The organism is Streptomyces sp. NPDC006335 (assembly GCF_040612795.1).
Taxonomy (GTDB): Bacteria; Actinomycetota; Actinomycetes; order Streptomycetales; family Streptomycetaceae; genus Streptomyces.
This window is the reverse complement of record NZ_JBEXQX010000029.1, coordinates 1-24,752: the sequence shown is the minus strand read 5'-3', so window position 1 is coordinate 24,752 and position 24,752 is coordinate 1. Positions and strand designations below refer to the sequence as shown.

Annotated in this window: 26 protein-coding genes and 1 pseudogene; 15 read left to right on the top strand and 12 right to left on the bottom strand. The window is 70.3% G+C overall.

The features are described 5' to 3' along the window. The first annotated feature begins 12 nt into the window (after positions 1-12). From ABZ098_RS42415 to ABZ098_RS42395, 5 genes are read left to right on the top strand one after another with little or no spacing between them, the layout of a single operon-like run. A complete protein-coding gene (locus tag ABZ098_RS42415; RefSeq protein WP_356599962.1) occupies positions 13-807 on the top strand; it encodes a class I SAM-dependent methyltransferase in 795 nt (264 codons plus the stop codon). Between the two features lie 21 nt (positions 808-828). Next, positions 829-2,403, top strand: coding sequence for an ABC transporter substrate-binding protein (locus ABZ098_RS42410; RefSeq protein WP_356599960.1), 1,575 nt, complete (start codon positions 829-831; stop codon positions 2,401-2,403). Then, positions 2,400-3,353: an ABC transporter permease gene (locus ABZ098_RS42405; protein WP_356599958.1), complete on the top strand. Its 954-nt coding sequence runs from the start codon at positions 2,400-2,402 to the stop codon at positions 3,351-3,353. The genes ABZ098_RS42410 and ABZ098_RS42405 overlap by 4 nt, the downstream gene beginning before the upstream one ends. Continuing rightward, a complete protein-coding gene (locus tag ABZ098_RS42400) occupies positions 3,350-4,189 on the top strand; it encodes an ABC transporter permease subunit (RefSeq protein ID WP_356599956.1) in 840 nt (279 codons plus the stop codon). Before ABZ098_RS42405 ends, ABZ098_RS42400 begins: the two co-directional genes overlap by 4 nt. Beyond that, positions 4,186-5,751 carry an ATP-binding cassette domain-containing protein gene (locus ABZ098_RS42395; protein ID WP_356599954.1) on the top strand — a complete coding sequence of 522 codons (1,566 nt, stop codon included), beginning with the start codon at positions 4,186-4,188 and terminating at the stop codon, positions 5,749-5,751. Before ABZ098_RS42400 ends, ABZ098_RS42395 begins: the two co-directional genes overlap by 4 nt. A gap of 102 nt (positions 5,752-5,853) precedes the next feature. Here ABZ098_RS42395 and ABZ098_RS42390 read toward each other — a convergent pair whose 3' ends face one another. Next, the gene (locus tag ABZ098_RS42390; RefSeq protein WP_356599952.1) at positions 5,854-6,513 is read right to left on the bottom strand and encodes an MSMEG_1061 family FMN-dependent PPOX-type flavoprotein; all 660 of its coding nucleotides are present in this window, start codon (positions 6,511-6,513) and stop codon (positions 5,854-5,856) included. Between the two features lie 252 nt (positions 6,514-6,765). On the opposite strand from ABZ098_RS42390, the gene ABZ098_RS42385 reads away from it, so the two are divergent. Further along, positions 6,766-7,557, top strand: a complete 792-nt coding sequence (locus ABZ098_RS42385; protein ID WP_356599950.1) for a GNAT family N-acetyltransferase — start codon at positions 6,766-6,768, stop codon at positions 7,555-7,557. Next, positions 7,554-7,778 (top strand): translation initiation factor IF-1, encoded by a 225-nt coding sequence (gene infA, locus ABZ098_RS42380; protein WP_356599948.1) that lies wholly within the window; start codon positions 7,554-7,556, stop codon positions 7,776-7,778. Before ABZ098_RS42385 ends, infA begins: the two co-directional genes overlap by 4 nt. Before the next feature lie 270 nt (positions 7,779-8,048). On the opposite strand, the gene ABZ098_RS42375 is transcribed toward infA, so the two are convergent. The 4 genes from ABZ098_RS42375 to ABZ098_RS42360 all read right to left on the bottom strand — a co-directional run bounded on the left by ABZ098_RS42375 (position 8,049) and on the right by ABZ098_RS42360 (position 10,664). Next, positions 8,049-8,276, bottom strand: coding sequence for an RICIN domain-containing protein (locus tag ABZ098_RS42375; RefSeq protein WP_356599946.1), 228 nt, complete (start codon positions 8,274-8,276; stop codon positions 8,049-8,051). Between the two features lie 474 nt (positions 8,277-8,750). Continuing rightward, the gene (locus ABZ098_RS42370) at positions 8,751-9,254 is read right to left on the bottom strand and encodes a hypothetical protein (protein WP_356599944.1); all 504 of its coding nucleotides are present in this window, start codon (positions 9,252-9,254) and stop codon (positions 8,751-8,753) included. Next, positions 9,251-9,496 (bottom strand): helix-turn-helix transcriptional regulator, encoded by a 246-nt coding sequence (locus ABZ098_RS42365; RefSeq protein ID WP_069766804.1) that lies wholly within the window; start codon positions 9,494-9,496, stop codon positions 9,251-9,253. Before ABZ098_RS42365 ends, ABZ098_RS42370 begins: the two co-directional genes overlap by 4 nt. A 730-nt stretch (positions 9,497-10,226) precedes the next feature. Next, positions 10,227-10,664 carry a hypothetical protein gene (locus ABZ098_RS42360; RefSeq protein WP_356599942.1) on the bottom strand — a complete coding sequence of 146 codons (438 nt, stop codon included), beginning with the start codon at positions 10,662-10,664 and terminating at the stop codon, positions 10,227-10,229. 85 nt (positions 10,665-10,749) lie between these two features. Here ABZ098_RS42360 and ABZ098_RS42355 point away from each other — a divergent pair, with 85 nt between their 5' ends. Next, positions 10,750-11,430, top strand: coding sequence for a helix-turn-helix domain-containing protein (locus tag ABZ098_RS42355; protein WP_356600040.1), 681 nt, complete (start codon positions 10,750-10,752; stop codon positions 11,428-11,430). A gap of 245 nt (positions 11,431-11,675) precedes the next feature. Next, entirely contained in the window at positions 11,676-13,154 is a 1,479-nt protein-coding gene (gene rox / locus ABZ098_RS42350) for a rifampin monooxygenase (RefSeq protein ID WP_356599940.1), read from the top strand. A gap of 16 nt (positions 13,155-13,170) precedes the next feature. Here the strand turns inward: rox and ABZ098_RS42345 are convergent, their stop codons facing one another. After that, complete coding sequence (locus ABZ098_RS42345; protein WP_356599938.1) at positions 13,171-13,311, bottom strand: hypothetical protein; 141 nt, start codon at positions 13,309-13,311, stop codon at positions 13,171-13,173. 74 nt (positions 13,312-13,385) lie between these two features. On the opposite strand from ABZ098_RS42345, the gene ABZ098_RS42340 reads away from it, so the two are divergent. Together ABZ098_RS42340 and ABZ098_RS42335 are read left to right on the top strand one after the other, a co-directional pair. Then, a complete protein-coding gene (locus ABZ098_RS42340) occupies positions 13,386-14,009 on the top strand; it encodes a TetR/AcrR family transcriptional regulator (protein ID WP_356599936.1) in 624 nt (207 codons plus the stop codon). A 151-nt stretch (positions 14,010-14,160) separates the two neighbouring features. Beyond that, positions 14,161-14,907, top strand: coding sequence for a phosphotransferase (locus ABZ098_RS42335; protein WP_356599934.1), 747 nt, complete (start codon positions 14,161-14,163; stop codon positions 14,905-14,907). Positions 14,908-15,421: 514 nt separating this feature from the next. Here the strand turns inward: ABZ098_RS42335 and ABZ098_RS42330 are convergent. Then, complete coding sequence (locus tag ABZ098_RS42330; RefSeq protein ID WP_356599932.1) at positions 15,422-16,027, bottom strand: dihydrofolate reductase family protein; 606 nt, start codon at positions 16,025-16,027, stop codon at positions 15,422-15,424. A gap of 188 nt (positions 16,028-16,215) precedes the next feature. Between ABZ098_RS42330 and ABZ098_RS42325 the strand changes: the two are divergent. Beyond that, positions 16,216-16,362, top strand: a pseudogene (locus tag ABZ098_RS42325) (LacI family DNA-binding transcriptional regulator); the annotation flags it as partial. A 59-nt stretch (positions 16,363-16,421) separates the two neighbouring features. Here the strand turns inward: ABZ098_RS42325 and ABZ098_RS42320 are convergent. Then, the gene (locus tag ABZ098_RS42320; RefSeq protein WP_356599930.1) at positions 16,422-16,793 is read right to left on the bottom strand and encodes a helix-turn-helix domain-containing protein; all 372 of its coding nucleotides are present in this window, start codon (positions 16,791-16,793) and stop codon (positions 16,422-16,424) included. 83 nt (positions 16,794-16,876) lie between these two features. On the opposite strand from ABZ098_RS42320, the gene ABZ098_RS42315 reads away from it, so the two are divergent. After that, positions 16,877-17,785 carry an NAD(P)-binding domain-containing protein gene (locus ABZ098_RS42315; RefSeq protein ID WP_356599928.1) on the top strand — a complete coding sequence of 303 codons (909 nt, stop codon included), beginning with the start codon at positions 16,877-16,879 and terminating at the stop codon, positions 17,783-17,785. 130 nt (positions 17,786-17,915) lie between these two features. Here ABZ098_RS42315 and ABZ098_RS42310 read toward each other — a convergent pair whose 3' ends face one another. The 3 genes from ABZ098_RS42310 to ABZ098_RS42300 are packed head-to-tail and all read right to left on the bottom strand — an operon-like array spanning position 17,916 to position 20,536. Beyond that, positions 17,916-18,446, bottom strand: a complete 531-nt coding sequence (locus ABZ098_RS42310) for a cupin domain-containing protein (RefSeq protein ID WP_356599926.1) — start codon at positions 18,444-18,446, stop codon at positions 17,916-17,918. Between the two features lie 42 nt (positions 18,447-18,488). Beyond that, on the bottom strand, positions 18,489-19,535 hold the full coding sequence (locus ABZ098_RS42305; RefSeq protein ID WP_356599924.1) for an aminoglycoside phosphotransferase family protein: 1,047 nt from the start codon (positions 19,533-19,535) through the stop codon (positions 18,489-18,491). After that, a complete protein-coding gene (locus ABZ098_RS42300; RefSeq protein ID WP_356599923.1) occupies positions 19,532-20,536 on the bottom strand; it encodes a C-terminal binding protein in 1,005 nt (334 codons plus the stop codon). The genes ABZ098_RS42305 and ABZ098_RS42300 overlap by 4 nt, the downstream gene beginning before the upstream one ends. A 735-nt stretch (positions 20,537-21,271) precedes the next feature. On the opposite strand from ABZ098_RS42300, the gene ABZ098_RS42295 reads away from it, so the two are divergent. Then, complete coding sequence (locus ABZ098_RS42295; protein WP_356599921.1) at positions 21,272-22,540, top strand: MFS transporter; 1,269 nt, start codon at positions 21,272-21,274, stop codon at positions 22,538-22,540. Between the two features lie 73 nt (positions 22,541-22,613). Here the strand turns inward: ABZ098_RS42295 and ABZ098_RS42290 are convergent, their stop codons facing one another. After that, a complete protein-coding gene (locus tag ABZ098_RS42290; protein ID WP_356599919.1) occupies positions 22,614-23,393 on the bottom strand; it encodes a fumarylacetoacetate hydrolase family protein in 780 nt (259 codons plus the stop codon). Between the two features lie 185 nt (positions 23,394-23,578). Between ABZ098_RS42290 and ABZ098_RS42285 the strand changes: the two genes are divergently transcribed. Then, positions 23,579-24,610: a LacI family DNA-binding transcriptional regulator gene (locus ABZ098_RS42285; RefSeq protein ID WP_356599917.1), complete on the top strand. Its 1,032-nt coding sequence runs from the start codon at positions 23,579-23,581 to the stop codon at positions 24,608-24,610. Positions 24,611-24,752: the final 142 nt, after the last annotated feature.

Below are 24,752 nucleotides of genomic sequence, written 5' to 3'. Positions count from 1 at the left end.
GAGGGAGACGCCATGACGGCCACGAACCTGCTCACCGACAACCCCGCCCTGTACGAGGCCCGCTTCCCCGACCCCGACCGTCTCGCCGCACGCTGGACCGAGGACTGCCTGCGCCGGAACCTCGCGGGACCGCGCGTCCTCGACCTGGGCTGCGGCACCGGCCGCGACGCCGCCCACCTCCACCGCGCCGGACGTACGGTCACCGGCGCCGATCTCTCCGAGGCGATGCTCGCCCATGCCCGCACCCACCACCCCGGGCCCACGTACGTCCACGCCGACCTGCACGGATTCGACCTGGGCCGGGAAGTGTTCGACGCCGTGGTGTGCCTGGACAGCGCCCTGCTGTACTGCCACACCAACGAACAGCTCGACGCCTTCCTGACCTCCTGCCGCCGCGCTCTGGCCCCCGGTGGTCTGCTGATCGCGGAGATGCGCAACGGCGCCTACTTCCTCGGCCGTACCGACCTGCTGGACACGCCCGCCGTCCACTCCTTCACCTGGCAGGGCACCGTCCACCGCTCCCGCACCACGCTCACCGTGGACCGCACGGCCCAACTCCTGCGCCGTACGCGCGTATGGACCGCGAGCGACGGGTCGCAGCCGGTCGAGCAGCGTTCCGCGTGGCGCCTGCTGTTCCCGCAGGAGCTGCGCCACCTGCTGACCACTTACGGCTTCGAGGTCCTCGAACTCCACGACGGACCCGGCCCGCGCACCGAACCGCCATGGCGGGACGGCCGGTTGCCGGGCGCCACCACGGACGCGGACCGGCTGCACGTCGTCGCCCGCCTGGACACCACCACCCGCTGAGACCACACCCCAAGGACGTTCATGTACGACGCACGTTTTCCCGGCCTGCGCCGCCGCGGCTTCCTCGCCGCCACGGGCGCCGCCTCACTCGGCGCGCTCGCCCTCACCGGGTGCGGCGCCTCCGGCGACGAGGACTCCGCCGCCAAGGGCGACGGCACTCCCAAGCGCGGCGGGCGGCTGCGCGCCGCGTTCGCGGGCGGTGGGGCCGGCGAGACCCTCGACCCGCACCTGGCCAACCTGTTCGCCGACGTCGCCCGCGCCAAGGCCCTGTTCGACAAGCTCGCCGACTTCGGCGCCGACCTGTCCGCCCAGCCCCGCCTCGCCGAGAAGTGGGAGGCGAACAAGGCGCTGGACCGCTGGACGGTCACCCTGCGCGAGGCCACCTTCCACGACGGGAAGCCGGTCACCGCCCAGGACGTCCTCTACAGCTACCGCCGCATCGCCGACCCCGATCAGACGTTCCGCGCCAAGGCGTCCCTGGACCCCATCGACCTCGACGCCAGCCGCGCCACCGGCCGGCGGTCGATCGAGTTCGTCCTCAAGCGCCCCACGGCCGAATTCCCCAACGTCCTGGCCTCGTTCGGGGCATACATCGTCCCTTCGGGTGCGAAGGACTTCGACCGGAAGCCGATCGGCTCCGGCCCCTTCCGCTTCGTCTCGTTCGCCCCAGGCCGCTCGGCCGTCTTCCGCCGCTACGACGGCTACTGGGAGGGCGCCCCGCATCTCGACGAGGTCGAGTTCGTCGTCGCCAACGAGGAGTCGGCCCGCGTCAACGCCCTGCTCGGCGGCCAGGTCGAGTACGCCCACGAGCTCAACCCGACCACCGCCCGCGCCCACGACGGCAAGGGGCAGATCGAGATCGTGCGGTTGCGCAACAGCGCCATGCAGGCGTTCTGCATGAAGACCGACCGGGCTCCCTTCGACGACCAGCACGTACGCGAGGCGTTCTTCCTCATCGCCGACCGCCGGGAACTCGTCGACGGTGCCCTGTCCGGCGCGGGTGTGATCGGCAATGACCTGTTCGGCAAGGGCTACGAGTACTACGCCGACGGACTCCCCCAACGCGAGCAGGACCTGGACAAGGCGCGCGCTCTGCTCAAGCAGGCCGGAGCGGAGAACCTGAGGGTCACCCTCGACACCTCGGCCGTGGCCGCCGGATTCACCGAGGCCGCCAGCATCTTCCGGGACCAGGCGAAGAAGGCGGGCGTCACCATCGACGTCAAGATGGGCAGCAAGGACTCCTACTGGGCCGACATCCTCGACAACGGCACCCTGTGCTGTTACCGCTCCGGCGCCATGCCCATCGAGGCCCACATCTCCCAGCGCCTGCTCAGCGACTCCACCACCAACGCCACCAAGTGGAAGCACAAGGACTTCGACGCGCTCTACCAGCAGGCGCAGTCCACCCGCGATCCGAGCGCACGCGCCGCCGTCTACCAGCGCATGCAGCGGCGTCTGTACACCGAGGGAGGTTTCCTCATCTGGGGCTTCGCCGACTGGATCCTGGGAACGGCCCGCAACGTGAAGGGAGTTGCGACCAAGGCGCCCGCCAACACGCTCGACTGGGCCCGCTTCGACAAGGTCTGGCTCGCGTGAGCGGACTGCGTTCCTTCCTCGCCCGGCGGCTGCTTCTCGGCGCCCTTCAGACCGTGGCCGTCGTGCTGCTGGTCTTCGCGCTCACCGAGGCACTGCCGGGCGACGCCGCCGTCGCCCTGGCCGGCGACCAGCCCGACCCGGCCAGGATCGCCGCGATCCGCGAGGCCATGCACCTGGACCGGCCCGCGTACGAACGGCTCACCGACTGGGCGACGGGCCTGCTCCACGGCGACCTGGGCACCTCCCTGACCTCCGGCCGCCCGGTCAGCCGGTACATCGCCGACGGCCTCGGCCCGACCCTCCTGCTGGCCGCCCTCACGGTGGCCCTGCTCGTCCCGCTCGGCTTCGGCCTCGGCGTGCTCGCCGCCCGGCACGAGGGCCGCCCGACCGACCAGGTGATCACCTCGGTCACGCTCGCCGTGTACGCGGTGCCCGAGTTCGCCCTCGGAGTGCTGCTGGTGACCGTCCTCGCACTGAAGCTGGCCTGGCTGCCACCGACCGCCGTCGGCTACGGCACCGACCTGCTCGACCACCCGACCGCGCTCGTCCTGCCCGTCCTGGTCCTGCTCTCCCGCCCGGTCTGCTCCCTGTCCCGCCTGGTGCGGGCCGGCATGATCGACGCACTCGCCTCGCCCTACGTGGCGCACGCCCGCCGCTACGGCATCCCGGACGCCCGCATCCGCCACGGCCACGCCCTTCCCAACGCTCTCGCCCCGGCCGCCCAGCAACTCGCCCGCACCATCGACTGGTTGCTGTGCGGCGTCATCGTCGTGGAGGCCTTGTTCGTGATCCCCGGACTGGGAACCGTCCTGCTCAACGCCGTCGCCGAACGCGACGTGCCGGTGGTGCAGGGGCTCGCCGTGGTGTTCGGCGTCCTGACCGTCGTACTGAATCTGGGCGCCGATCTCGTCGCCCACCGGCTCGCGCCCCGGGCAGGAGTGGCCGCATGAGGCATGTGCGTACGGGCCGCTTCGCCCTAGGTATGACGGTGGTCGCCGTACCCCTCGTACTCGCCTTGCTGGGCCCGTTGTTCGCAGGTGAAGCGGGGTCGCGGACGGCGTCCTTCACGCTCGGCGACGGTCACTGGCTCGGCACCGACTTCGTCGGCCGGGACGTGTGGCGGCAAGTGCTGCACGGCGGCCGGTCGGTCGTGCTGACCGCCCTCGCCGCAACCGTTCTGTGCTATCTCGTCGCGCTCCCGGTCGGGCTGATCGGCGCGCTCACCCATCGTCCATGGCTGGAAGAGCTGCTGATGCGGCCGCTGGACATCCTGCTCGCCGTTCCGTCCCTGCTGCTGGTCCTGCTCGCCGCCACGGTCTTCACCCCCGACGCGGTCGGCGTCGCCCTCCTCGTCGCACTGGTCAACGTGCCCGACGCGGCCCGCCTGATCCGCGCCGCGGCCACCGAGGCGGCCGCCCGCCCCGCCGTCGAGGCACTGCGCTTGCAGGGCGAGACCTGGTGGCGCATGGCCGTCGGCTATGTCGGCCGTTCCATCCTGCGCACCCTGGCCGCAGACGCCGGCATCCGTCTGACCGGCGTGCTGTACCTCGTCGCCACGGCCGCGTTCCTCGGTGTCGGGGTCGCCCCGGACGCCGCCGACTGGGCGGTCATGGTCGACCGCAACCGCACCGGGCTGTTCGTCCAGCCCTGGGCGGTCGTGGTCCCCGCCCTGCTCATCGTCGCCCTGACCATGGGCACCAATGTCCTCTTCGACGCCGCGCTCGCGGGTGACCGGCGAAGCGGCCAGGACCATCCGCAGCGGCCAGGGAGCACAGCACGCTCGTGAACCTCACAGACGACACCACCGGGGAACCCGTGGCCGAGATCCGCGACCTGCGCGTCGAGATCGACGGCAGAGCGATCGTCGACGGCGTGAGCCTCAGGGCCCTGCCCGGCAAGGTCACCGCCCTGGTCGGCGCCTCCGGCAGCGGCAAGACCACCACGGGCCTCGCCCTGCTCGGCGCATACCCGCCCGGTGCGCACGTCACCGGCGACGTACGCCTGAGGTCCGACGGCCCGGTCGGCTACATCCCGCAGCACCCGGCCGCCGTCCTCAACCCGGCCCGGCGCGTGACCGCCCTGCTGACGGACATCGCCCGCGCCCAGGTGCGCCACCTGCCCCGCCACCGTCGCCGGGCAGCGGCCCGCGATCGTGTGCTGGACGCTCTCACCGCGGCCCACCTTCCGGACCCCGCGTCCCTGTTGCGCCGCTACCCTCATCAGCTCTCCGGCGGCCAGCAGCAACGCGTCGTCCTGGCCCAGGCCCTGCTGCTCGGCGCCCCGGTGATCGTCGCCGACGAGCCCACCACCGGTCAGGACGCCCTGACCAAGAGCCGTGTCGTCGACCAACTGGCGGCCGTCGCGGCACGCGGCATCGCCGTCGTCCTGCTCAGTCATGACCTGGACGTCGTACGGGCGCTCGCCGACGAGGTGCTCGTCATGCGGGCGGGCGCGGTCGTCGAGTCGGGTCCGGCACAGCGCCTGTGGCTCGCGCCCCGGCACGCGTGGACCCGCGAACTGCTCGCCGGACAGCCGCGGTTCACGGAGCCGCGGGCCGCGAACGGTCAACCGGTGCTGCGCGTACGCGACCTGACCGCCCGTCACCGCGACGGCGCACACGGCTCGACCGAGGTCCTGCACGTCCCCGAACTCGACCTGCGCACAGGTGAATGCCTGGCCGTCGTGGGACGGTCCGGCAGCGGCAAGACCACCCTCGCCCGCTGCCTCGCCGGGCTCCACCGCGGCCACGAGGGAGAGATCCTGCTCGACGGCACCGCGCTGCCGCGCAGCGTGCGCGACCGTGACCGCGCCCAACTGGCCGCCGTCCAGTACGTCTTCCAGGACGCACGCGCCGCCTTCGACGAACATCGCCCCGTCCTGCACCAGATCGCCCGCACGGCGATCCGACTGCGCGGCACCGAGACCTCCGCCGCGACGCGGGAGGCCCTGACCACGCTGACCGATCTGGGCCTGTCCGACGACCTTGCCCACAGACGTCCCGGACAGCTCTCGGGCGGCGAACTCCAACGCGCCGCCCTCGCCCGCACCCTCCTGGCACGCCCACGCGTCCTCATCTGCGACGAGATCACCTCCGGCCTCGACATGATCACCCGCCGGGGCCTCCTCGACCTCCTCACCACCCTGCTCCACGACCGCGACGACCTGTCCCTGGTCCTGATCACCCACGACCTGGACACCGCCGCACTGGCCCACCGCATCGCCGTCCTGGACGCCGGCGAACTCGTCGAACAGGGGCCGGCCCGACAGGTCCTCACCGCGCCGGGCCACCCGTTCACCAGGTCGCTCGTGGAGACCACCACACGACTGGCGGCGGGAACGGGCGCCTGACTCTCCCCGTCCGTCCGGTCGGGAAAGACCTCGAAGCGACGAGGGCCGACCACGGTGTACGGTGACCGCGCTCGCCCGAGCGCGTACTGTCCCGCCCGCCCGCTACTCGTACCGGTACTTCAGCGAGTCCGCCTCCGCCTGCTCGATGTCGGCGATCGTCAGCTCCGGCATCCGCAACTGGGCCAGCGTCACCTCGGCCGAGGTCGGCTGGGCGTCCTTCGGCAGCCACTGCTCCGGCTTCCAGGCCGAGCTACGCAGAAGCGCCTTGGGGCAGTGCGGGTAGACCTCCTCTATCCCCACCACCAGGGCACTGGCCGGCGGCTTGCCCACGGCGGTCAGCCGCGACAGGAGCTCCGGGTTCGTGGAGACGCAGGCCCGGCCGTTCACTCGGAGCGTCGTGGTCCGCCCCGGGATGATGAACAGCAGTCCGGCCCGTCCGGTGACCATGACGTTCTGCAGGGTGTCCAACCGCTTGTTCCCGGTCGCGTCCGGTATCGCCACCGTGCGCGCGTCCAGGACGGATACGAACCCGGCGGGGCCGCCGCGCGGGGAAACGTCGCAGTTGCCCTCGGCGTCCGCGCTGGCCACCAGAACCAGTGAGGCACAGCCGATCAACTGCCGGGTCTGGTCGGTGAGTTCCGTCATCTGCTTGCGTACGGCCGTGGCGTTGGGGAGTTCGTAGACCTGCCGCAGCGCCTCCTGGTCGCGCACGGCGTCGAGGCTGAGCAAGTCGAAGGCACTGTCGGCAAGGGGAAGCGTCATGCCTCTGACCCTAATGGGCCGACCTGCGGTTGATCGAGGTCATTCAGGTGAAGCGGACCGGCGTCAAAAAGGGTTTGAGCCTGGCGTCGCTCCGCTGCTACTTTCTCGCTGGACCGTGAAGTCGTCGTATGGAGGTGAGCCCCGTGAACACAGTTACCCGTGGGTGCTCCCTCAATCCGTCACGGTCCGGCGGCTGACGTTCGGTGTCGCCAGGAGCGCCTGAGATCGAGGCACTCCTGGAGGGAGACTCCGATGAACACAACGCCTTTCCCATCCGGCCTGAGCGAGGACGCGGTCGTGATCACGCGCGTCGCGGACAGGCAATGGCATGCGCTGGACGACGACCTGGTGGTCGGCCGCGGGCATGCGCAACACCGGCCCGACGGACGCTTGTTCGTCAGCATCGACGCCTGGCACGACACCGCCTTCGACCGTCTCGCCGCAGCGATGTCGGCGCACCTTCCGGCCCCGCTGCACACAGTGGTCGACGAAGCCGACGTCGAGCTGACAGCCGCCTGGCGGCGGGCCGGTTTCAGGGTGCGGCGCCGCGAGTGGGAGTACGTCGTACCGACCGATACGCAGTTCACCGGGCTCGACGCGGCCCTGCCGCCCCGGGGCGTGACGATCGTTCCCGCCGGTCAGGCGGACGAGAGTCTGCTGCGGGCGGTGGACCGCGCGATCCGTGACGAAGTCGAGGCGGCCGTCGGGTGGCAGTCGATGCCCGCGGAGGTGATCCCCCGCAGCGAAGGCGACACCATCGTCGACCCGTCGAAGTACGCGGTGGCCGCGACACCCGACCGCTACCTGGGCCTGATCCGGGTCGTGACGGCGATCCGGCCGCGCATCGGTCTGATCGCGGTCCTTGCCGACGAGCGGCGTCGCGGCATCGCGCGGGCGTTGCTGGCCCATGCGCTGGAGACGCTGCATCACTCCGGGTTCCCCGAGGCCTGGACCGAAGTCCAGGAGTCCAACCGGGCAGGCTCGGCCCTGTTCGAGGGCATCGGCGCCCGGCCGATGAGCAGCAACCTGGAGCTGGTGCGATGACGAAGAACAAGAACGTCATCGAAGTCGAGGGCAGGGTCGTCGAGTGCCTGCGCAGCGCCATGTTCACCGTGGAGCTGGAGAACGGCCACCAGGTCCTCGCGCACATCAGCGGGAAGATCCGCAAGCACTACATCAAGATCATGCTGGAGGACCGGGTGCTGGTCGAGCTCCCACCGTACGACCTGACACGCGGCCGGATCGTGTTCCGGTACCGCAACTAGTGGGGGTCGGCACCTTTCCTGGGAGCTGAACTCGGAGCCCCGGTCACAGTGTTGGTGTGACCGGGGCTCCGATGACAGCGCATACGACAGCGGCGGCCACCGCTCGGGCAAGCGGGCGGGCTCCAACCGAACTTCAGCTACCGGGACGGCGGTTGCCCGGCGACGCTGGTCGCCCAAGGCCCCGAGTCAGACACGGCGGCGGGTGAAGCGCTGGTTGGAGGTGCCGTCGTACGTCCACTGGGCGATGCGGGACCCGTCGGCGGTCGAGTACTACCAGACATCCATGGCCAGGTCGGGCTTCCGGGTGACGAGGCTGATCACGTCACCGCCGTGGTCGACCACGCGCCACTGCTGGCTGGTGGCGCTGGTATCGGCCTGCTGGACGATATCCGCGCCGGTCGCGGTGCCCGTGGGCTGGAGGAACAGGGCGTGGCGGGTACCGGGCGGCGGTCGGTGGGTAGCCGGTGGAGCAGCCTCCCGAGCGCCGGGGAGACCCACAGTTCGCCGGGGGTGGGGAATCGGTCCAGGCGGGGCGGAGCGGGAACGGCACGTCCGGGCAGTCGGGCGACGTCCACGTCGGTGACGGGTACTCCCCGGGTGAACGTGGTCCCGGCTGCGAACGGGGAGTTCGGCCGGCGCGGGTCGATGTGTCCCTACGCGGGGAACAAGACGGCGCCGGCCCGGCCCGTTGGCATCGGCACCTCTTTGTGTGCCGCCGGATCCTGAGCAGCGCCTGACCCTTGGTCTGCGTGGATGTCCGGGGGTGTCGGAGGGCTCCGCAAGAGCGTGACGCGCCCCGCCTCGTCGGGATCCAGCATGCGCCGGACCGGCGGGCCATCGCCCACCGTGCGGCCCGTGGATCGGCGAGAGGAACGACAGGTCCGCCTCCGAGGTCGACACACTCGCCGAGGCCCAGCGGTACGCACACGGCCTTCACTCATGAGAGCGCCCGGACACCACTTTTGTGGCGGGTCAGTCCTCGGTGGGGTCGTCCTGGATCCGCAGGCCGGCCACCCAGAGCGGCATCAGCAAGTGCACGGCGAGGGCGGCGAACAGCACCGGTGCGACCAGGCCTTCGGCCCGCACGTCCGCGAACCATCCGGCCGCGCCCACGCCTACTGCCGCCAGGAACAGGAGCACCCCGGTGATCCGGTGGGCGACGGCGTGGACGCGGTCCCGCTCGGCCAGTTGACGCTCGTCCAGCATCCGACCGCGCAGCTCCAGCAGTCCGCGCGTGGCCCCGTTGATGACGCCGGTGGCCACCACCCAAAGGGGCAGCACGGCCGGCATGGCGAACAGCGGCCAGCGGGCATCGCTGAAGACCGTGGTGGCCCAGGCGGTGAAACCGGCCGCGGTGAGCAGCAGATGGGCGCCGATGACGGCCCGCCTGCGCGTGGCCGTTGCGTACATCGGGGCCGCCGCCCGGTTGTTCATGATGGCGTACATCCGCCGGTCGTACTTCGTCGCGGTCGTCACTGCTTCCTCCCATAGACCTCGTCGGTGAGCGGCCGGAACGGCTCGAGGGAGAACAGTGCCTCCACCGGTAGCTCGAAGAACCTGGCGATCTTCAGTGCCAGGTCGAGGCTGGGGTTGTACTGCCCCCGTTCGATGTAGCCGATGGTTTGGTAGTGGACCCCCACCGTCTCGGCGAGGGCTTGCCGCGACACCTTGCGCTCAGCCCTCACCACCGCCAGCCTGTTGTGCACCTGCTCGCTCATGTATAAGAAGTACTACATTCACGAGCAGTCACACAACATGAATAGACGCCCGTCACCGCATGGCGTTCCTCTTCGCCGTGAACTCCGCCCGGGCGGCCACGTTGCGGTCGACCAGCGCGGCCGCCGCCCGTGCCCCACCTGCGCTGCCGTCGCCCGGAAAGGTTGTGGCCGTGCGTGCATGGACCGAGTGATGCCGGGCAGACGAGGAGGTGCAGGGCCTTGCAGCACTGTTCCCCCGTGGTGCTGCAAGGCCCTTTCTCATGGCAGACGCCTGCATCTGGGCAGGCGTCTCTCTGCGGAGCAGACGAAAGCCGGGGCTGGAGCCAGGTGCGCGATGGCGCTGCGATCAGCGCTCACTTCCGCCCCCTCGCGCCCCAACTCAGCTCATATGCATGGCGGTTGTGCTGCCGTCTCGCCCTGGACGCGGATGCGGGCTGCCGAAGAGGCGTGCCGCGTACCCACCGCCGGCCGCTGCGGCACGCCAGGCGTCCCGCAGCGAGCAGCAGCCGAGTCACCGGCCCGGTGACGCTCCCCGATCGCTCGCACGGACACGGACTGACAACCGCCGGAAACCTTCCAGGTGCCGGCGCGCCTTCCAGGCTTGCCGAAACCGGCCGGGGGCGTATCGCTCGCAGACTGATGTCTCCGGTAGCCGCCAGGCCTTGCGGAGCCCGACCACCGGAGACATCAGCCCGAGTACCGACCGTTCAGCAGTCCGAGTACCGCCCGTTCAGTGCTCGCTCCTGCCGTGGTAGCGCTCGGCGAGGCGGGCGAGGGCGACGGCGGCGAGCAGGAGGCCGAAGTCCCGCAGGGCGATGTCGTAGTAGTCGGGGATGGTCAGGAGGTTGACGATGATGCCGGCCAGCCAGCCGGCCACCAACCAGGCTCCGAAGCGGGGCGCGAGGGCCACGGCGATTCCGGCGACGACTTCGATCACGCCCACGGCGTACATGGCCGCCTGGCCACTGCCGGGGACGAGGTCGTTGATCCACGGCGCGAGGTAGGCGGGCCAGTCCACGAGCAGGTTGGCGAACTTGTCCAGCCCGAACAGGATCGGCGCCACGGTGAACGCCGTGCGCAGGATCACGAACGCCTGGTAGCCGGGGTCAGCGAGCCGCGCGCGCCCTGGGGCGGCGGCGGACGGGGTGCTTGCGGTTGCGGAGGACATGGCAACCTCTCCTTCTAACGACAACTCTCATCACTTATAGAAGCCCCGATTCCTTCTTTAGTCAATGGCCCTGGGTTTTACACTGGTGTTCGTGGAGGACCCGAAGGAAGTACGTGACACCGATGTCTCGGCCATCGCCGCATTGGACGAGCCGACCCGCAGGCGGCTGTACGACCATGTGGTGCGCCAGCCCGGGCCCGTCAGCCGCGACGACGCGGCCGCCGCACTGGGCCTGGCGCGGCAGACCGCGGCGTTCCACCTCGACCGGCTCGCCGATGAGTCCCTCCTCGACGTGGTCTATGAACGGCGCAGCGGGCGGACGGGGCCGGGCGCGGGCAGACCGGCCAAGCTGTACCGGCGCTCGGGGAAACAGATCGCGGTCAGCCTGCCGGACCGGCGCTACGAACTCGCCGGGCGGCTCCTGGCCCAGGCCGTGGAGGAATCCGCGGCGACCGGCGCACCGGTGCGGGAGGTGCTGCACCGCAAGGCCGAAGAACTCGGTACGCGGCTGGAGGAGCCAGGCAGCGTAAGCCTCTTCGATCTGCTGGAGCGGTACGGGTTCGAACCGCGGTACGAGGACTCAGGCGCCATCGTGCTGGGGAACTGCCCCTTCCACGCACTGGCACGTGAGCACACCCAGACGGTGTGCGGCATGAACCTGCACCTGCTGCGCGGTGTCCTGAACGGTCTGGGCGAGCGCGCGTACACAGCCTGCCTGTCGCCCGCCCCGGGCCGGTGCTGCGTCCGGTTGGAGCCCGTCGCCTGACCGCCACGCCGGCATGGCGCTCAAACGGACGTGCACGAGCCGAGCGTTGACCACCGGCCCGGAAAAGAATTGGACGGGCGATGGTCGGGCTTGTAGCTTGCGCTTGTCCGTGACACGGCCCGAGGAGGTGAGACCCATGAACGCTGTAGCGATGTGGGTGCTCCGCCTTTGCGTCACGGCCGGCGAATGACGTAGGTGTCGCCGGGAGCGCCTCGACAACCAGGCACTCCTGAAGGGCAACACCTATGGACTCTCAGCAGTTCTCCCACCCGCCCCTCGACTTCGACTTCGACTTCGACGTGATCATTGCCGGATGCGGGCCGACCGGCGCGATGCTGGCCGCCGAACTACGGCTGCACGATGTGCGGGTACTCGTTCTGGAGAAGGACACCGAGCCCGTGTCGTTCGTCCGCATCGTCGGTCTGCACATGCGCAGCCTTGAGTTGATGGCGATGCGCGGACTGCTGGATCGGCTTCGCGAGCACGGAAGGCAGCGTCCGGCCGGCGGCTTCTTCGCCGCCATCGACAAACCCGTGCCCCGGGGCCTGGACTCCGCGCACCCCTATCTGCTGGGCATCCCGCAGCCCGTCCTCGTCGATCTGCTCGAAAAGCACGCGATCCGCCTCGGCGCACAGGTCCGACGCGGGTGCGCGGTCGCCGGATTCGAGCAGGACGACGAGGGGGTGACGCTCAAACTGGCCGACGGCGAAACGCTGCGCTCGCGCTACCTCGTCGGCTGTGACGGCGGGCGCAGTACGGTGCGCAAACTGCTCGGAGTCGGCTTTCCCGGCGAGCCCTCCCGGAACGAGACGCTGATGGGCGAGATGCGAGTGGGTGTGCCGCACCAGGAGATCGCCACCAAGATGGCCGAACTCCGCGAGACCCATCACCGCTTCTGGCTCCGGCCCTTCGGTGGAGAGGTCTACAGCGTCGTGGTCCCCGCGGCCGGAGTCAGCGATCGCGCGACACCGCCCACCCTCGACGATTTCAGACGGCAGTTGCGCGCCGTCGCCGGAACCGATTTCGGCGTGCACTCCCCCCGCTGGCTGTCCCGCTTCGGCGATGCCACCCGGCTGGCCGAACGTTATCGGGTGGGGAGGGTGCTGCTGGCCGGCGATGCGGCACACATCCATCCGCCCATCGGCGGACAGGGCCTCAACCTCGGCCTCCAGGACGCGTTCAACCTCGGCTGGAAACTGGCCGCTCAGATCCGCGGCTGGGCGCCGGAAACACTGCTGGACACCTACCAGTCCGAACGTCATCCCGTCGCCGCGGACGTACTGGACAACACCCGCGCCCAGACGGAACTCCTGTCCCCCGAACCGGGTGCGCAGGCCGTGCGCAGGCTGCTCACCGAGCTCATGGACTTCGACGAGGTGAACCGCCACCTGATCGAGAAGATCACGGCGATCGGCGTCCGCTACGACTTCGGCGCAGGCCCCGACCTGCTCGGCCGCCGCCTGCGCGACATCGACGTGCGTCAGGGGCACCTCTACGGTCTGCTGCATCGCGGCCGAGGTCTGCTGCTGGACCGCACCGAACGCCTGGCTGTGGGCGACTGGTCGGACCGGGTCGATCACCTCGCGGACCCCACCGCCCAGCTGGATGTCCCCTGCGTCCTGCTACGTCCTGACGGCCACGTCGCCTGGATCGGCGACGATCAGCAGGACCTGGACGCCCACCTCACCCGGTGGTTCGGCAGCCCGCACGGTGACATGGCCTGAGCAGTCGAGAGGGCTGTCAGGAGAGTCGGGCGGTCGGTAGCCCCTGGCCATGGAGGGGCGCGAGCACCACGGAGTCGATCACCGTGAAGTCGATCACCGTGGTGCTCGCGGCGGCCGTAGAGGCATCGGCTGGTCCGTTGGCGCGATCTGCCATCATGACCGAAACGGAACCTCGTTCCAGGACGACATGGATCCGGATCCACCCTGCGATCCGACGAGAGGAGCCTCACGGTGAGCGACAGCCGCCAGGGCACGGAGAAGGCCGCCGCGTCCCAGCGCAAGGACGTCCGGCGCAACAAGCAGATCCTGCTGGACGCGGCCGCCGCCGTCTTCGTCACCTCGGGCGTCGACGCACCGGTACGCGACATCGCGGCCAGGGCAGGCGTCGGGATCGGCACGATCTACCGCCACTTCCCCACCCGGGCGGATCTGATCGTCGCGGTCTTCCGCCACCAGGTCGAGACCTGCGCCGAGGCCGGCCCCGCCCTGCTGGCCAGCAGCCCCACCGCCTACGACGCACTGGAACAGTGGATCGACCTCTTCGTCGACTTCCTGGTGACCAAACACGGGCTCGCCGCCGCCCTGCAGCACGACAACGCCGGCTTCGAGACCCTGCACGCCTACTTCATCGACCACCTCGTACCGGTGTGCGCCCAACTCCTCGACGCAGCCGCGACCGCCGGCGAGATCCACTCCCGCATCGGAGGCCTCGAGCTGATGCGAGGCGTGGGCAACCTCTGCGTCGGCGCGGAGAACGATCCCGACTACGACCCGCGCACCCTGGTCGCACTCCTCATCGCGGGGCTGCGCCAACCCCGCCGCCCCGGGTCCGGGGCGGGCAGCGGCGAGGCGTGAGCGGCACCCGATCTCCACGCCGTGGACCAGCCTCCCCGGCCGACCGACCACGTCCGCACGCCGACCGGTCTGAGCGTGACGCGGTCCGCCAAGTCATCGCACGTGAGAAACCCGGCGACGTCGGCGGTCATCCTCGGGATACTGGTCGCGCATGGATGAGGTCGAAGTCGTCGTCGCCCATTCCGAGCGTGCGACCCTGCGTGTCGGCGATGTGTTTCTGAAGGTGGACGTCGATCAGGCGCGCCTCGACGCCGAGGTCGAGGCGATGTCCCTCGCGCCGGTCCCGACGCCGCAGGTCCTGTGGCGCAAGCCGCCCGTGCTCGCGATCGCCGCGCTCACAGGGACGACGCTGGGCAGCCTCGGCGGCCCGTCGACCGGGTCGCCGGCGGCATGGGCCGCGGCGGGCGCCGCCATCCGGAAGTTGCACGACGCGCCGCTGCCTCCTCGGCCCGGCCGGGCGGGCCGGAGCATCACCGCGCTGGTGGCGGAACTCGACGACGAGTGCGAGCGGCTCGTGACGAACGGCGTCCTGCCCGCGGACCTGATCGCCCGCAACCGCCAGGTCGCCCAGGCCGCGCTCCGGCCGTGGACGCCGGCGTTCACTCACGGCGACCTTCAGATCGCGCACGTCTTCGTCGACGGCGACGAGGTCACGGGCATCATCGACTGGTCCGAGGCGGGTCAGGGTGATGCCTTGTACGACCTCGCCACCTTCACGCTCGGACACGAGGAGCGCCTTGACGACGTCATCGCCGGCTACGGCACTGACATCGATCTCGACGTGATCCGCGGCTGGTGGTCGTTACGGAGCCTGCTGATCGTCCGCTGGCTGGCCGAGCACGGTTTCGACCCGTTCGCGCCGGGTTGCGAGGTCGACGTGCTGAGATCCCGCATGTGAGGCTGCGCGCGCCGGGGACTGCCGCGACCACCGGGCTCGTCGTCACCGTCGGCGGGCCGGTTCTGACCGCGACCTGACAGTTCGCCCGCCTGCCCGAAGCCCCGCAGCACTGGCGGGCCACCCTCACCGAGACTCACCACCGGACACCGGTCTCCACGAGGGCGCAGACTGTCTGCCACTCCACCGCGTGCTGGACAACTCGCGGTGTGAAACCGGCCGCGATGCACGGGCCGATGATCTGGTCGTGCAGTGACGGGCCCGACGCTGCGGGGCAGCAGTACGAAGGGCGAGTGCGCCAACTGGGCAATTTGTACGGTCCGTTGGGCGGCCAGAGGATGGTCGGCCGGCAGAGCCGTTGCTCGCGTGTCGTAGTTCTGGACGTCCCACTGCAAGGGTGTGCTGCGGCAGGCCCATGCATCACCGGCAAACGGCCCCTGTCCGTCGAGGAGTTCGTCGCCGCCCGCAAGGACTTCTACCTCGGCCGGTGCGGCCGTACCGGAACTGCGACCCGGCGTCACTCAGGGACGACGAGCGGCGGGTGTTCGAGCACGCGGGGCTTGTACTCCACGAGCTGGATGCGGCCGTCGAAGGTGCGGTGCTCGATCATCTCGAGGGCAACGTCGGGATAGCCGTCGTAGATGCGTTCCTCACCCGTGGCCCCGGTGATCACCGGGAACATCACGACCCGGAAGCGGTCGACGAGTCCGGCTCGTAGCAGGGACCGGCACAGGCTCAGGCTGCCGATCGTGCTGAGGAGTCCCGAGCCACTCGACTTCATGGCGCGGACCGCCTCGACGGCGTCGTCGCGGACGAGCGTGGAGTTGGCCCACGTCAGCGGCTCGTCGAGGGAGGAGGAGAACACCACCTTGGACGCCTGGGTGAGCTCGTCGACGGACGCCTCTTCCTCGGGCCTGAACTCGTCCTGGCCCTTCGGGACCTCGCCTGCGGCGAAGCCCGACATCAGGCGGTAGGTGTTCGCTCCCATCAGGTAGGTGGCCTCGGGCTGCTCACCGAGCCATGCGAGATACTCCGGGCCCTCGAGGCCCCAGAACCCGGGCCATCCCTCTCCCGATGCGTAGCCGTCGAGGGAGGTGATGAAGTCGACGAGAAGCTCCGACATGGCGGTGTCCTTTCCTGAGGTGTCACGAGCTTGGACCGGCCCGGGGCCACAAACTCATCGGCCGCGCCGTGGCGCAACGAGAAAACCCATGACGCCGCAGCCGATCGTGTCGTGCGAGGAGCGGGAGGCAGCGCGGCAGGCACTGCTGGGAGAAGGAACATCGAGACGCAGACCGCCACCTCGGCGAGATCGCCCGGGAGGCCGGCGTTTCCGCGCCGACAGTTTCGAAGGTCCTCAACGGGCGGGCCGACGTCGCGCCCGCGCTCCTCGCCCGCGTCGAGGACCTGCTGCGCGCGCACGGCTACCGGCGCCGACGAGCCGTGCGTTCCCGTGCCTTGTGAGGCATCCGCCGTTTGCGACGCTCGCGAACGACGATCCGTGCCCGCGCGATCGCTCAGCTGTGTGAGGCCTCGGCCACCTCAACCCTTTCGGAGCGTTCCCGACGTATCCGCTCCAGCCCCCACGCCCCGAGCGGCTCAAGCGCTCGATTGAGCGTATGACCGTGCTCGGTCAGGGAGTACTCCACGCGCGGCGGCACCTCCGCGTAGACCTTCCGGTGGACGAGGCCGTCCTCCTCCATCTCCCGCAGGTGCTGCGTCAGCATCTTCTCGCTCACTCCCGGTAAGCCGCGACGAAGCTCGGCGAAGCGGCGTACGCCGTGGGCGTCGAGTTCCCAGAGGATCAGCCCCTTCCACTTCCCGCTCACCACGTCGAGCCCGGCGTCGATGCCACAGATGTAAGGCCCGCATCTCGGTGTCCTGGCCATCACTGAACCCCTTACTAAAAGGTAAGTACCGCAGTAGATAGTGGGTACTTCCGACAGTAGCCGCGCTCTCCGACCATGGAGGGGTGAACGAACAACTGAACGCCCCCACCAGGCAGAACAGCGCTGTCACCGTGATCGGGCTCGGTCCGATGGGCCGGGCGATGACCCGCACCCTCCTCACCGCCGACCGTCCCGTCACCGTCTGGAACCGCACCGCCGGTCGGGCCGACGGCGTCGTCGCCGACGGAGCCGCGCTCGCGGCGACACCCGGCGAGGCGGTCGAGGCCAGTGACCTCGTGATCCTCAGCCTCACCGACTACCAGGCGATGTACGACATCCTCGGCGGCGCCACCGCATCGCTCGCCGGCCGCACACTGGTCAACCTGAGCAGCGACACCCCCGACCGCACACGCGAGGCGGCGACCTGGGCGGCGGGCCACGGCGCCCACTTCCTCACCGGAGGTGTCATGGTTCCCGCGCCGATGGTCGGCACCGAGGCGTCCTACATCTACTACAGCGGCCGCGAGCAGGTGATGGAGAACCAACGGGCGGTGTTGGCGCCGCTCGGAACGCCGAAGTATCTGGGCGATGACCCGGGCCTCGCCCAGATGATGTACCAAGCCCAACTCGCGGTGTTCCTCACCACGTTGTCGGCACTGATGCACGCCACCGCGATGTTGGGTACCGCGGGATTGAAAGCGTCGGAAGCGCTGCCGGAGTTGCTCTCCTTCACCGACTCGATCGGCGCCATCCTCAGGGCCGGTGAGGGCAAACCCGGCGCCGCGCTCGATGCCGGGGAGCATCCCGGCGACCTCAGCACCGTCACCATGATGGGTGCGACGTCCGACCACATCGTCGAGACCAGCGCGTCACTCGGCCTCGACCTCGCGCTCCCCCTGGCCGTGCAGGCCCACTACCGCCACGCGATCGAGCACGGGCACGGCGGCGACAACTGGACCCGCATCATCGACAGCATCCGAGGACCGCGCTGACCGGCCACGCGCGCGGCGGTGGCCCATCCGCTCTGCGGAGGAGGAGCGGCCGGCCCTGCTACCGGCGGGACCCAGGTCCGCATCCTGCCCTCGTCGCCGCGCCCCACCCTTCCCTGACGGACGTCGCCCGTCAGCCGTCGCCTTCGGCCCCGATGAGGACGAAGGCCATCGTCACCGGTCGGTCGCTGCGGTTGCGCCAGGCGTGCCGGGTGCCGTTCTGGATCACGATGTCGCCCGCCGAGAGCGGGGTGCAGTCGCCGTCGTCCAGTTCGAGGACGATCTCGCCCTGGAGCACGATGCCGTAGTCGACCGTCGGTGTCGCGTGCATGCCGTCGGGCTCGATGAGTTCGGCGAGGCCGGGCGAGTCGGCGCGCTGTTCCCGGTCGAAGGCGACGGGGTCGAAGGCCGGATCGGCCAGCGCGGCCTCCGGGGGGAAGGTCAGGACGATGAACCGGGTGCCACCGGGCGCCGGAAGAAGGCTGGTCACCTTCGGTGTGGGATCCTCCCCCGCCCGGCTGACCGGTTCGCCGGGGTCGGTGGCCCACGGCAGGCGGGAGACCCAGCCCGGCAGGCTGGTGAACTCCCGGCTGCGCGGGACGGGGCCGTCGCTGACGACGACCGACTTGCCGTTCTCGTCATGGCCGGTGACGACTCTGCGCATGGTCTCTCCTCGTTCAGTCCGCCGGATCCGCCGGACGGTCGGTCACGCGTGGCGGCCGACGCGGGCCTCGGTCGGAGCCTCCTGGGCGGCCGCCCAGGCGTCCAGCACACCGATCACCGTGGAAGCGGGCGCCCGCAGCAGGGCCGACGCCACCGTGCGGACGAACAGCCGGTGCCGGTCGTCCGTGAGGTACTCCACCGGGGACTTGCCGTCCACACGGGCCAGCAGCAGGGCCGGCAACAGCGAGGCGGCCCGCGTCTCCAGGGCCGGCCGGGGTTCCCAGTCGACCTGCCGGACGTACTCCTGTGCCAACACCCGTGCCGAGCGCAGGAGTTCGGCGCGGCGACCGGGCACCACGAGACTCTTGAGGAGCAGGTGGTTGACGCAGAAGGCCAGGTCGAAGGCCGGGTCGCCGTACCAGGCGCACTCGGCGTCCAGGAGCACGGGCCCCGACGGGCCGACGAGGATGTTCTTGGGGCTGACGTCGCCGTGCACCAGGGCCAGGCGGGTGCCGGCCGTGCGGTCGGCGAGGTCCCGGAGGATGTCGGCCAGAGCGGGGTGTGCCGCCGCGGTGGCCAGCAGGTACGGCTCGATGCGCAGGGCGTGGAAGTTGTCGTCCGTGGCGAACTCCGCGGCGAGGACCCTGTCGCCCGCGCTCGCCGCGTGCAGGGCGCCGAGCACCTCTCCGACGGCCGCCGCGGTCGTCACCTCCACCTCGCCGGCCAGGAGCTGGGTCTTCCACACGGGGTAGCGCTCGGGGGGCAGGTACGCCATCGCGAAGAGCCCGGCGCCTGGGTCGTGGGCCAACAGCTCGGGCACGCTGTCCGGGCGGTGGCGGGAGGCGAACCGCATCCACGCCCATTCGTAGGCGTTGCGCGACACCGGCGCCTCCCAGTCGGCCGCGACCCGCAGCCGGGCCAGGGCCCGCTTGACGCACAGGGAGCGCCCCGGCAGGTCCACCCGCCACAGGTCGGAGGAGACTCCGCCGGCCAGCGGTGTCCACCGCGCGGGCTCGTCGGGGTGCGCCAGCTCGTGGGCGGCCAGGAAGCCGGCCAGGGCGGGGTCCTGGTTCGGGGCTGCGGGGCTCATCGCCGGTCCCCCGCTCCGGCCGCCGGGACGCCCGGGGCGTTGCAGGGGTGCGCCGGTGCCTCGCCCGCCAGGATCCGTACGACCTCCTCCGCGGCGCGTCGGCGCAGTTCCGTGACCGAGGCGTCGGAGGAGAAGGCGACGTGGGGGGTGAGCAGCGCGCCGGGTTGGTCCAGCAGCCCGGCGGGGACGTGGGGCTCGCTCTCCAGGACGTCGAAGGCCGCCCCGTCCAACTGGCCGCCGTCCAGCGCCTTGACGACCGCGTCGGTGTCCACCAGGCCGCCGCGGCTGACGTTGACCAGCAGCCCGCCGGGCTTCATCAGGGCCAGCTCCTCGGCGCCGATCAGGTGGTGTGTGCCGGGCGTCAGCGGCACGTGGAGGATCACCACGTCGCTGCGGCGCAGCAGCTCCTGGAGGCCCACCATCTCGACTCCGTACTCGCCCTTCGGCGGGTGCGGGTCGTGGGCCAGGATCCGGCAGCCGAACGCGTCGAGCTTGCGGGCGGTGGCGCGTCCGATCCGGCCGAAGCCGACGACGCCGCAGGTCAGCGTGGACAACCGGCGCAACCGGGCGCCCGCGGGGTCCCACCGCCCGCTGCGGACCTCCCGGTCGAACACGGCGAGGCCCCGCGTCCAGGCGAGCACCATGCCCACGGCGTGGTCGGAGACCTCCTCGACGCAGTAGTCCGGCACGTTGGTGACCCACACGCCCCGCTCGGTGGCGGTGCCCACCGCGATGTTGTCGAGGCCGACGCCGAGTCTGGCGACGATCCGCAGGTCCGGTGAGGTGCCGATCGCGGTGGCGGAGACGGGCGCCCAGCAGGTGAGGATGCCGGCGGGCCGGTGCTCGGCGACCAGCTCCTCGATGGCCTCGGCGGAGGCGGGTTCCGCCGGGCCGGACACCAGGGTGTGGCCCGCGCCCTCGATGACGGATCGCTCGACGGAGTCGTCGGGCCAGGCGTAGTCGGTGAGCAGCACGGTCTCTGGGCGGCTCGGTGGTGTCATGGCAGATCGTCCTCGCAGAATCGTACGGCCGCCGCGGGACGGCCGGGCTCGATGCCCGGTGCGTCCGGTCAGCAGGTCTGAGCGTCACCCGTTGCGGCGGCCGTCGGCCTGTCCGATGGCCTACGGCCGCCGTGAACGCGGGTGGAGAGTGTCGCTGGGATCAGTCGGGTGTCGCCGGCGCCCTCCGACTCGTGGTCGGGAGGCGCCACCGCTGGCCCCTGGAACTGGGTCACGAGATGCCGGGGCACGTCGAATCACTTTGTCACAGCCACGCGATGCTAACGATAGCACTAAGGGTCTGCGCATCGTCAAGAATGCGTGCGCACTCCGGTACGCGGCCGACCCACCTGCACCGCGACCCAAAGACGACGACCCACCCATGCCGGGAAAACGGTGGCACTCCAAGAAATCCGTGCGCATGTCTTGACGCGCCGGGCACTTCCCTTCATGGTTTCTGCAACCCCGACCGCGCGGCCGAAAAACTTCCGCGCACGGTCCGGTCGTCGAAGACTCCATAGCCACGGACGTCCCCGACGGGCGCTGTACGGCTGAATTCCGCACGCGGTGTCCGACCGCGCGGTGGCCGTCGCCCGCATTCCGTCGGACGGCACCTATTTCGCCGTCGCCGACTCGAGTCCGTGTTCAGCTCACCGCTTCTCGTCCTCGCCGCGCGATCCCCGTACGGCGACGGATCCGCCACGGCCTGCCGTGGCCCCTTCCTCTTCAGGAGCCGCAATGACTCACGCAGCGCAAGTCGACACCAGTGCCGTGCCCGTCGAGGGCACCCAGGAAAGCAGCCGGCCACCCGTTTCCCGGACCATGATCGGCGTGGGCTTCCTGCTGGTGGTCCTCTCCTACATGGTCAACGCGATGGACCGTCAGGTCTTTCCGCCGCTGCTGCCCGACATCCGCGCGGAGTACGGGTTCTCCCTGGAGCAGGGCGGGCTGCTCGCGACGAACTTCACCCTCGGCATGGCCCTGGCCGGCCTGCCCGCCGGTTATCTGCTGGACCGGTTCCGGCGCAAGACCGTGCTGCTGGTCAGCATCGTGATCTACTCCCTCGGCACGATGGCCACCCCGCTGGCGACCGGCTTCGCCGACATGACCCTGTACCGGGTGGTCTCGGGCTTCGGTGAGGGCATGCAGTCCGCCGCGATCTTCGCCGCGATGGGCGCCTTCTTCGCGCACCGGCGCGGGCTCGCGTTCGGCGTGATCGGCGTGGGCTACTCCGTGGGCGTGTTCATCGCCCCGCTCATCGGTGTCGAGCTCGCGAGCAGCCACGGCACCTGGCACTCGCCGTTCTACCTGTTCGGCACGGCCGGACTGCTGATCGCCGCCGCCTCCCTGTTCCTGCTGAAGACCGGCCTGACCGAGCACCGCGCCGAGAAAGCCGTCTCGACCAGGACCTACGACCACATGCCCGCCTCGGCGTACAACCGCAACACCATCGCGCTGGCCGTCCACTCCGTCGTCAGCGGTGTGGCCATCTACGGCTTCCTCGGCCTCTACCCGACGTATCTCATCACCTCGCTGCACTACTCCGCCGGGCAGGCCGCGCTGGCCATGAGCTTCCTCGGCTTCGGCGGTATGACGGCCGTCTTCGGCGGCTGGCTCGGGGACCGCGTGAACCAGCGCAACCTGCTGATCCTGAGCCTGCTGGCCGTCTCCGCCATCAGCGTGTGCATCTACGAGACGCAGGCGGGGGTCGGCGTGCAGTGCGGGTTCGCCTTCCTCATGGGCGCGTTCGGCCTCGGCTTCGTCTATCCCAACACCAACAGCGTGATGCAGCGGGCCGTGCGTCCCTCGCAGATCGGACGCGCCTCCGGTCTGTTCGTCACCAGCTACTACGGTCCGGCCGCCTTCTCGGGTCTGCTCTTCGCCGCCCTGGTGGACTCCTTCGGCTGGGACCGGGCCGGGCTCCTCCAGGTCACACTCCTGCCGCTGGCCGGCGTCGTCGCCCTGGTCTTCGTCCGTCCCGGGCAGTTCAACAACGCGGCCCGCTGACGCGCCGAAGGGGGATGCCCACCGCCGAGCGGTGGGCATCCCCCTTGTGCGGTCGCCATGGCAATCCGCGCGGTCAACGGCTCTCGGCCACGACCGGGTTGCGCAGGACGCCGATGCCCTCGATCTCGACCTCGACCTCGTCCCCGGGGCGGATCGGTCCGACACCGGCGGGCGTGCCGGTCATGATCACGTCTCCGGGCAGCAGCGTCAGGTACCGGCTGAGGTAGCTGACGAGCTCGGGCACGGGAAGCATCAGGTCGGCCGTGCTCGCCGACTGTGTGACACGCCCGTTCACGCGGGTGGTCAACGACAGCGCGGACGGGTCGAGTTCCGTGGCGAGGACCGGCCCGAGGGGAGCGAAGGTGTCCTGGCCCTTCCCGATCAGCAGCGTCCCGTATCTGCTTTCCCTGCGCTGGACGATCCGGTCGCTGACGTCATTGCCGCAGGTGTAGCCGAGGATGTATTCATGAGCCTCGGAAGGCTTCACATGACGGGCTTCCTTTCCGATGACGACGACCAACTCGCCCTCGAAGTGAATCAGTTCGCCGTCCGCCGGATAAATGATGGCGTCTGACGGGCCGACGACCGCCGTGCTCGGTTTCATGAAGCACACGGGAACTTCCGGAATCTCACGGTCGGTCTCGTCGACATGTGAGGCGTAGTTGTAGGCGAATCCGAAGATCCGGGGTTTCTCGACCGGTGCGAGAACGACGACGTCGCCCACTTCGTCGACATGATGCGCGGGGGTCAGTCCCGTGAAGGGATCGCCCTCGAATCTCGCGATGGTGACGTCACCGGGTTCGAGTGCTCCGTAATGGCACACGCCGCCGACGGCATATCTGACGATCCGCACGGACACCTCCGTACTTGGGCAGCCGCGGGCGGCTGCACGGCCCATTCAGCAATGCTAACGTTAGCACAACAGGCCTGACCCGAACTCTCGACCCACTTCCACGATCACGGAGCGCGACTTCAGTGCTATCGTTGGCATACGGAAAGTGACGGGCGCGGAACGAGTCAGCCGGAGGGGACCTTCACGTGATCACGACCAGGGACATCGCCGAACGCCTCGGGATCTCGGTCTCGACAGTCGGCCGGGCGCTCGCCGACGACGCGCGCATCAGCGAGGAGACCAAGTTCCGGGTCCGCCAAACCGCTTCCGAGATGGGCTACGTCGGCAACCGGGCGGCCCGGATGATGCGCGGCGCGTCCAGCAACGTGGTCGCGCTGGTCATCCCGGACATCCGCAACAGCTTCTACTCGACCATCGCGCACGAGCTCTCCAAGAACGTGCAGGCCGAGGGCTTCCAGCTGATGCTCTCGGAGACCGACGACGACCGCACGGTGGAGCTGCGTCATCTGCGGGAGCTGTCCGCGAACCGCGTGGCCGGCGTCATCATCGTGCCCACCGCGCGCCCGCACAGCGAGTCGGTCAAACTCCTGCGTGCCGTGCCGCACCTGCAGCTGCTGCGCCGCCACCCCTCGCTCGGCTCCCAGTGGTTCGGTGTGGACGACCAGGAGGCGCTGCGCCGGGCCACGGCCCACCTGGTGGCACTGGGGCACACCCGCATCGGGTACCTGGGCGGCCCGGAGGAACTGCCCACGGGCGCGGAACGTCTGCGCGGCTTCCGCGCCGCCCTGCGGGAGGGCGGCCTTCCGGACGACGCCGGACGCGCCGAACTGGGGCCGCCGTCCTCCGTGCGGCACGGGCGCGAGGCGGTGCGCCGGCTGCTTCAGGGACCGGCGGCTCCCACCGCCCTGGTCCTCGGATCGATCCAGCTCACCCTGGGCGTCCTGGAGGAACTGTCCGCGCAGGGCGTGAAGGTGCCCGACGAATTGTCCGTGGTCGGGTTCGGGGACGAGCCCGGCTTCTCCTGGTGGGGCCCGGGGCTCACCACGGTCGGCCTGCCGATCCAGGAGATGGCGACCGGCTGCGCGCTGTGGCTCCTGCGCCGCCTGAAGACCGAGCCGGGCAACGACGCCGCATACACCTCGGTCTCCCCCGGCTCGCTGGTTCTGCGCGGCAGCACGGCCCCCCTCGACGGGAGGGCTCCCTCCGAGCCCGCCTGACCAAGTCGCGCCCGGCGCAGTGAACGGCCCGGCGCGTGAATGTGAAGGTGCCCGGAGCCTACACGGCGGTCGCGGAGTTCGCCCGGCGGGGCAGCGGGCCGCTGCTGCTGCGGGTCGGGAGCAACTCCGGGCAGTACACGGG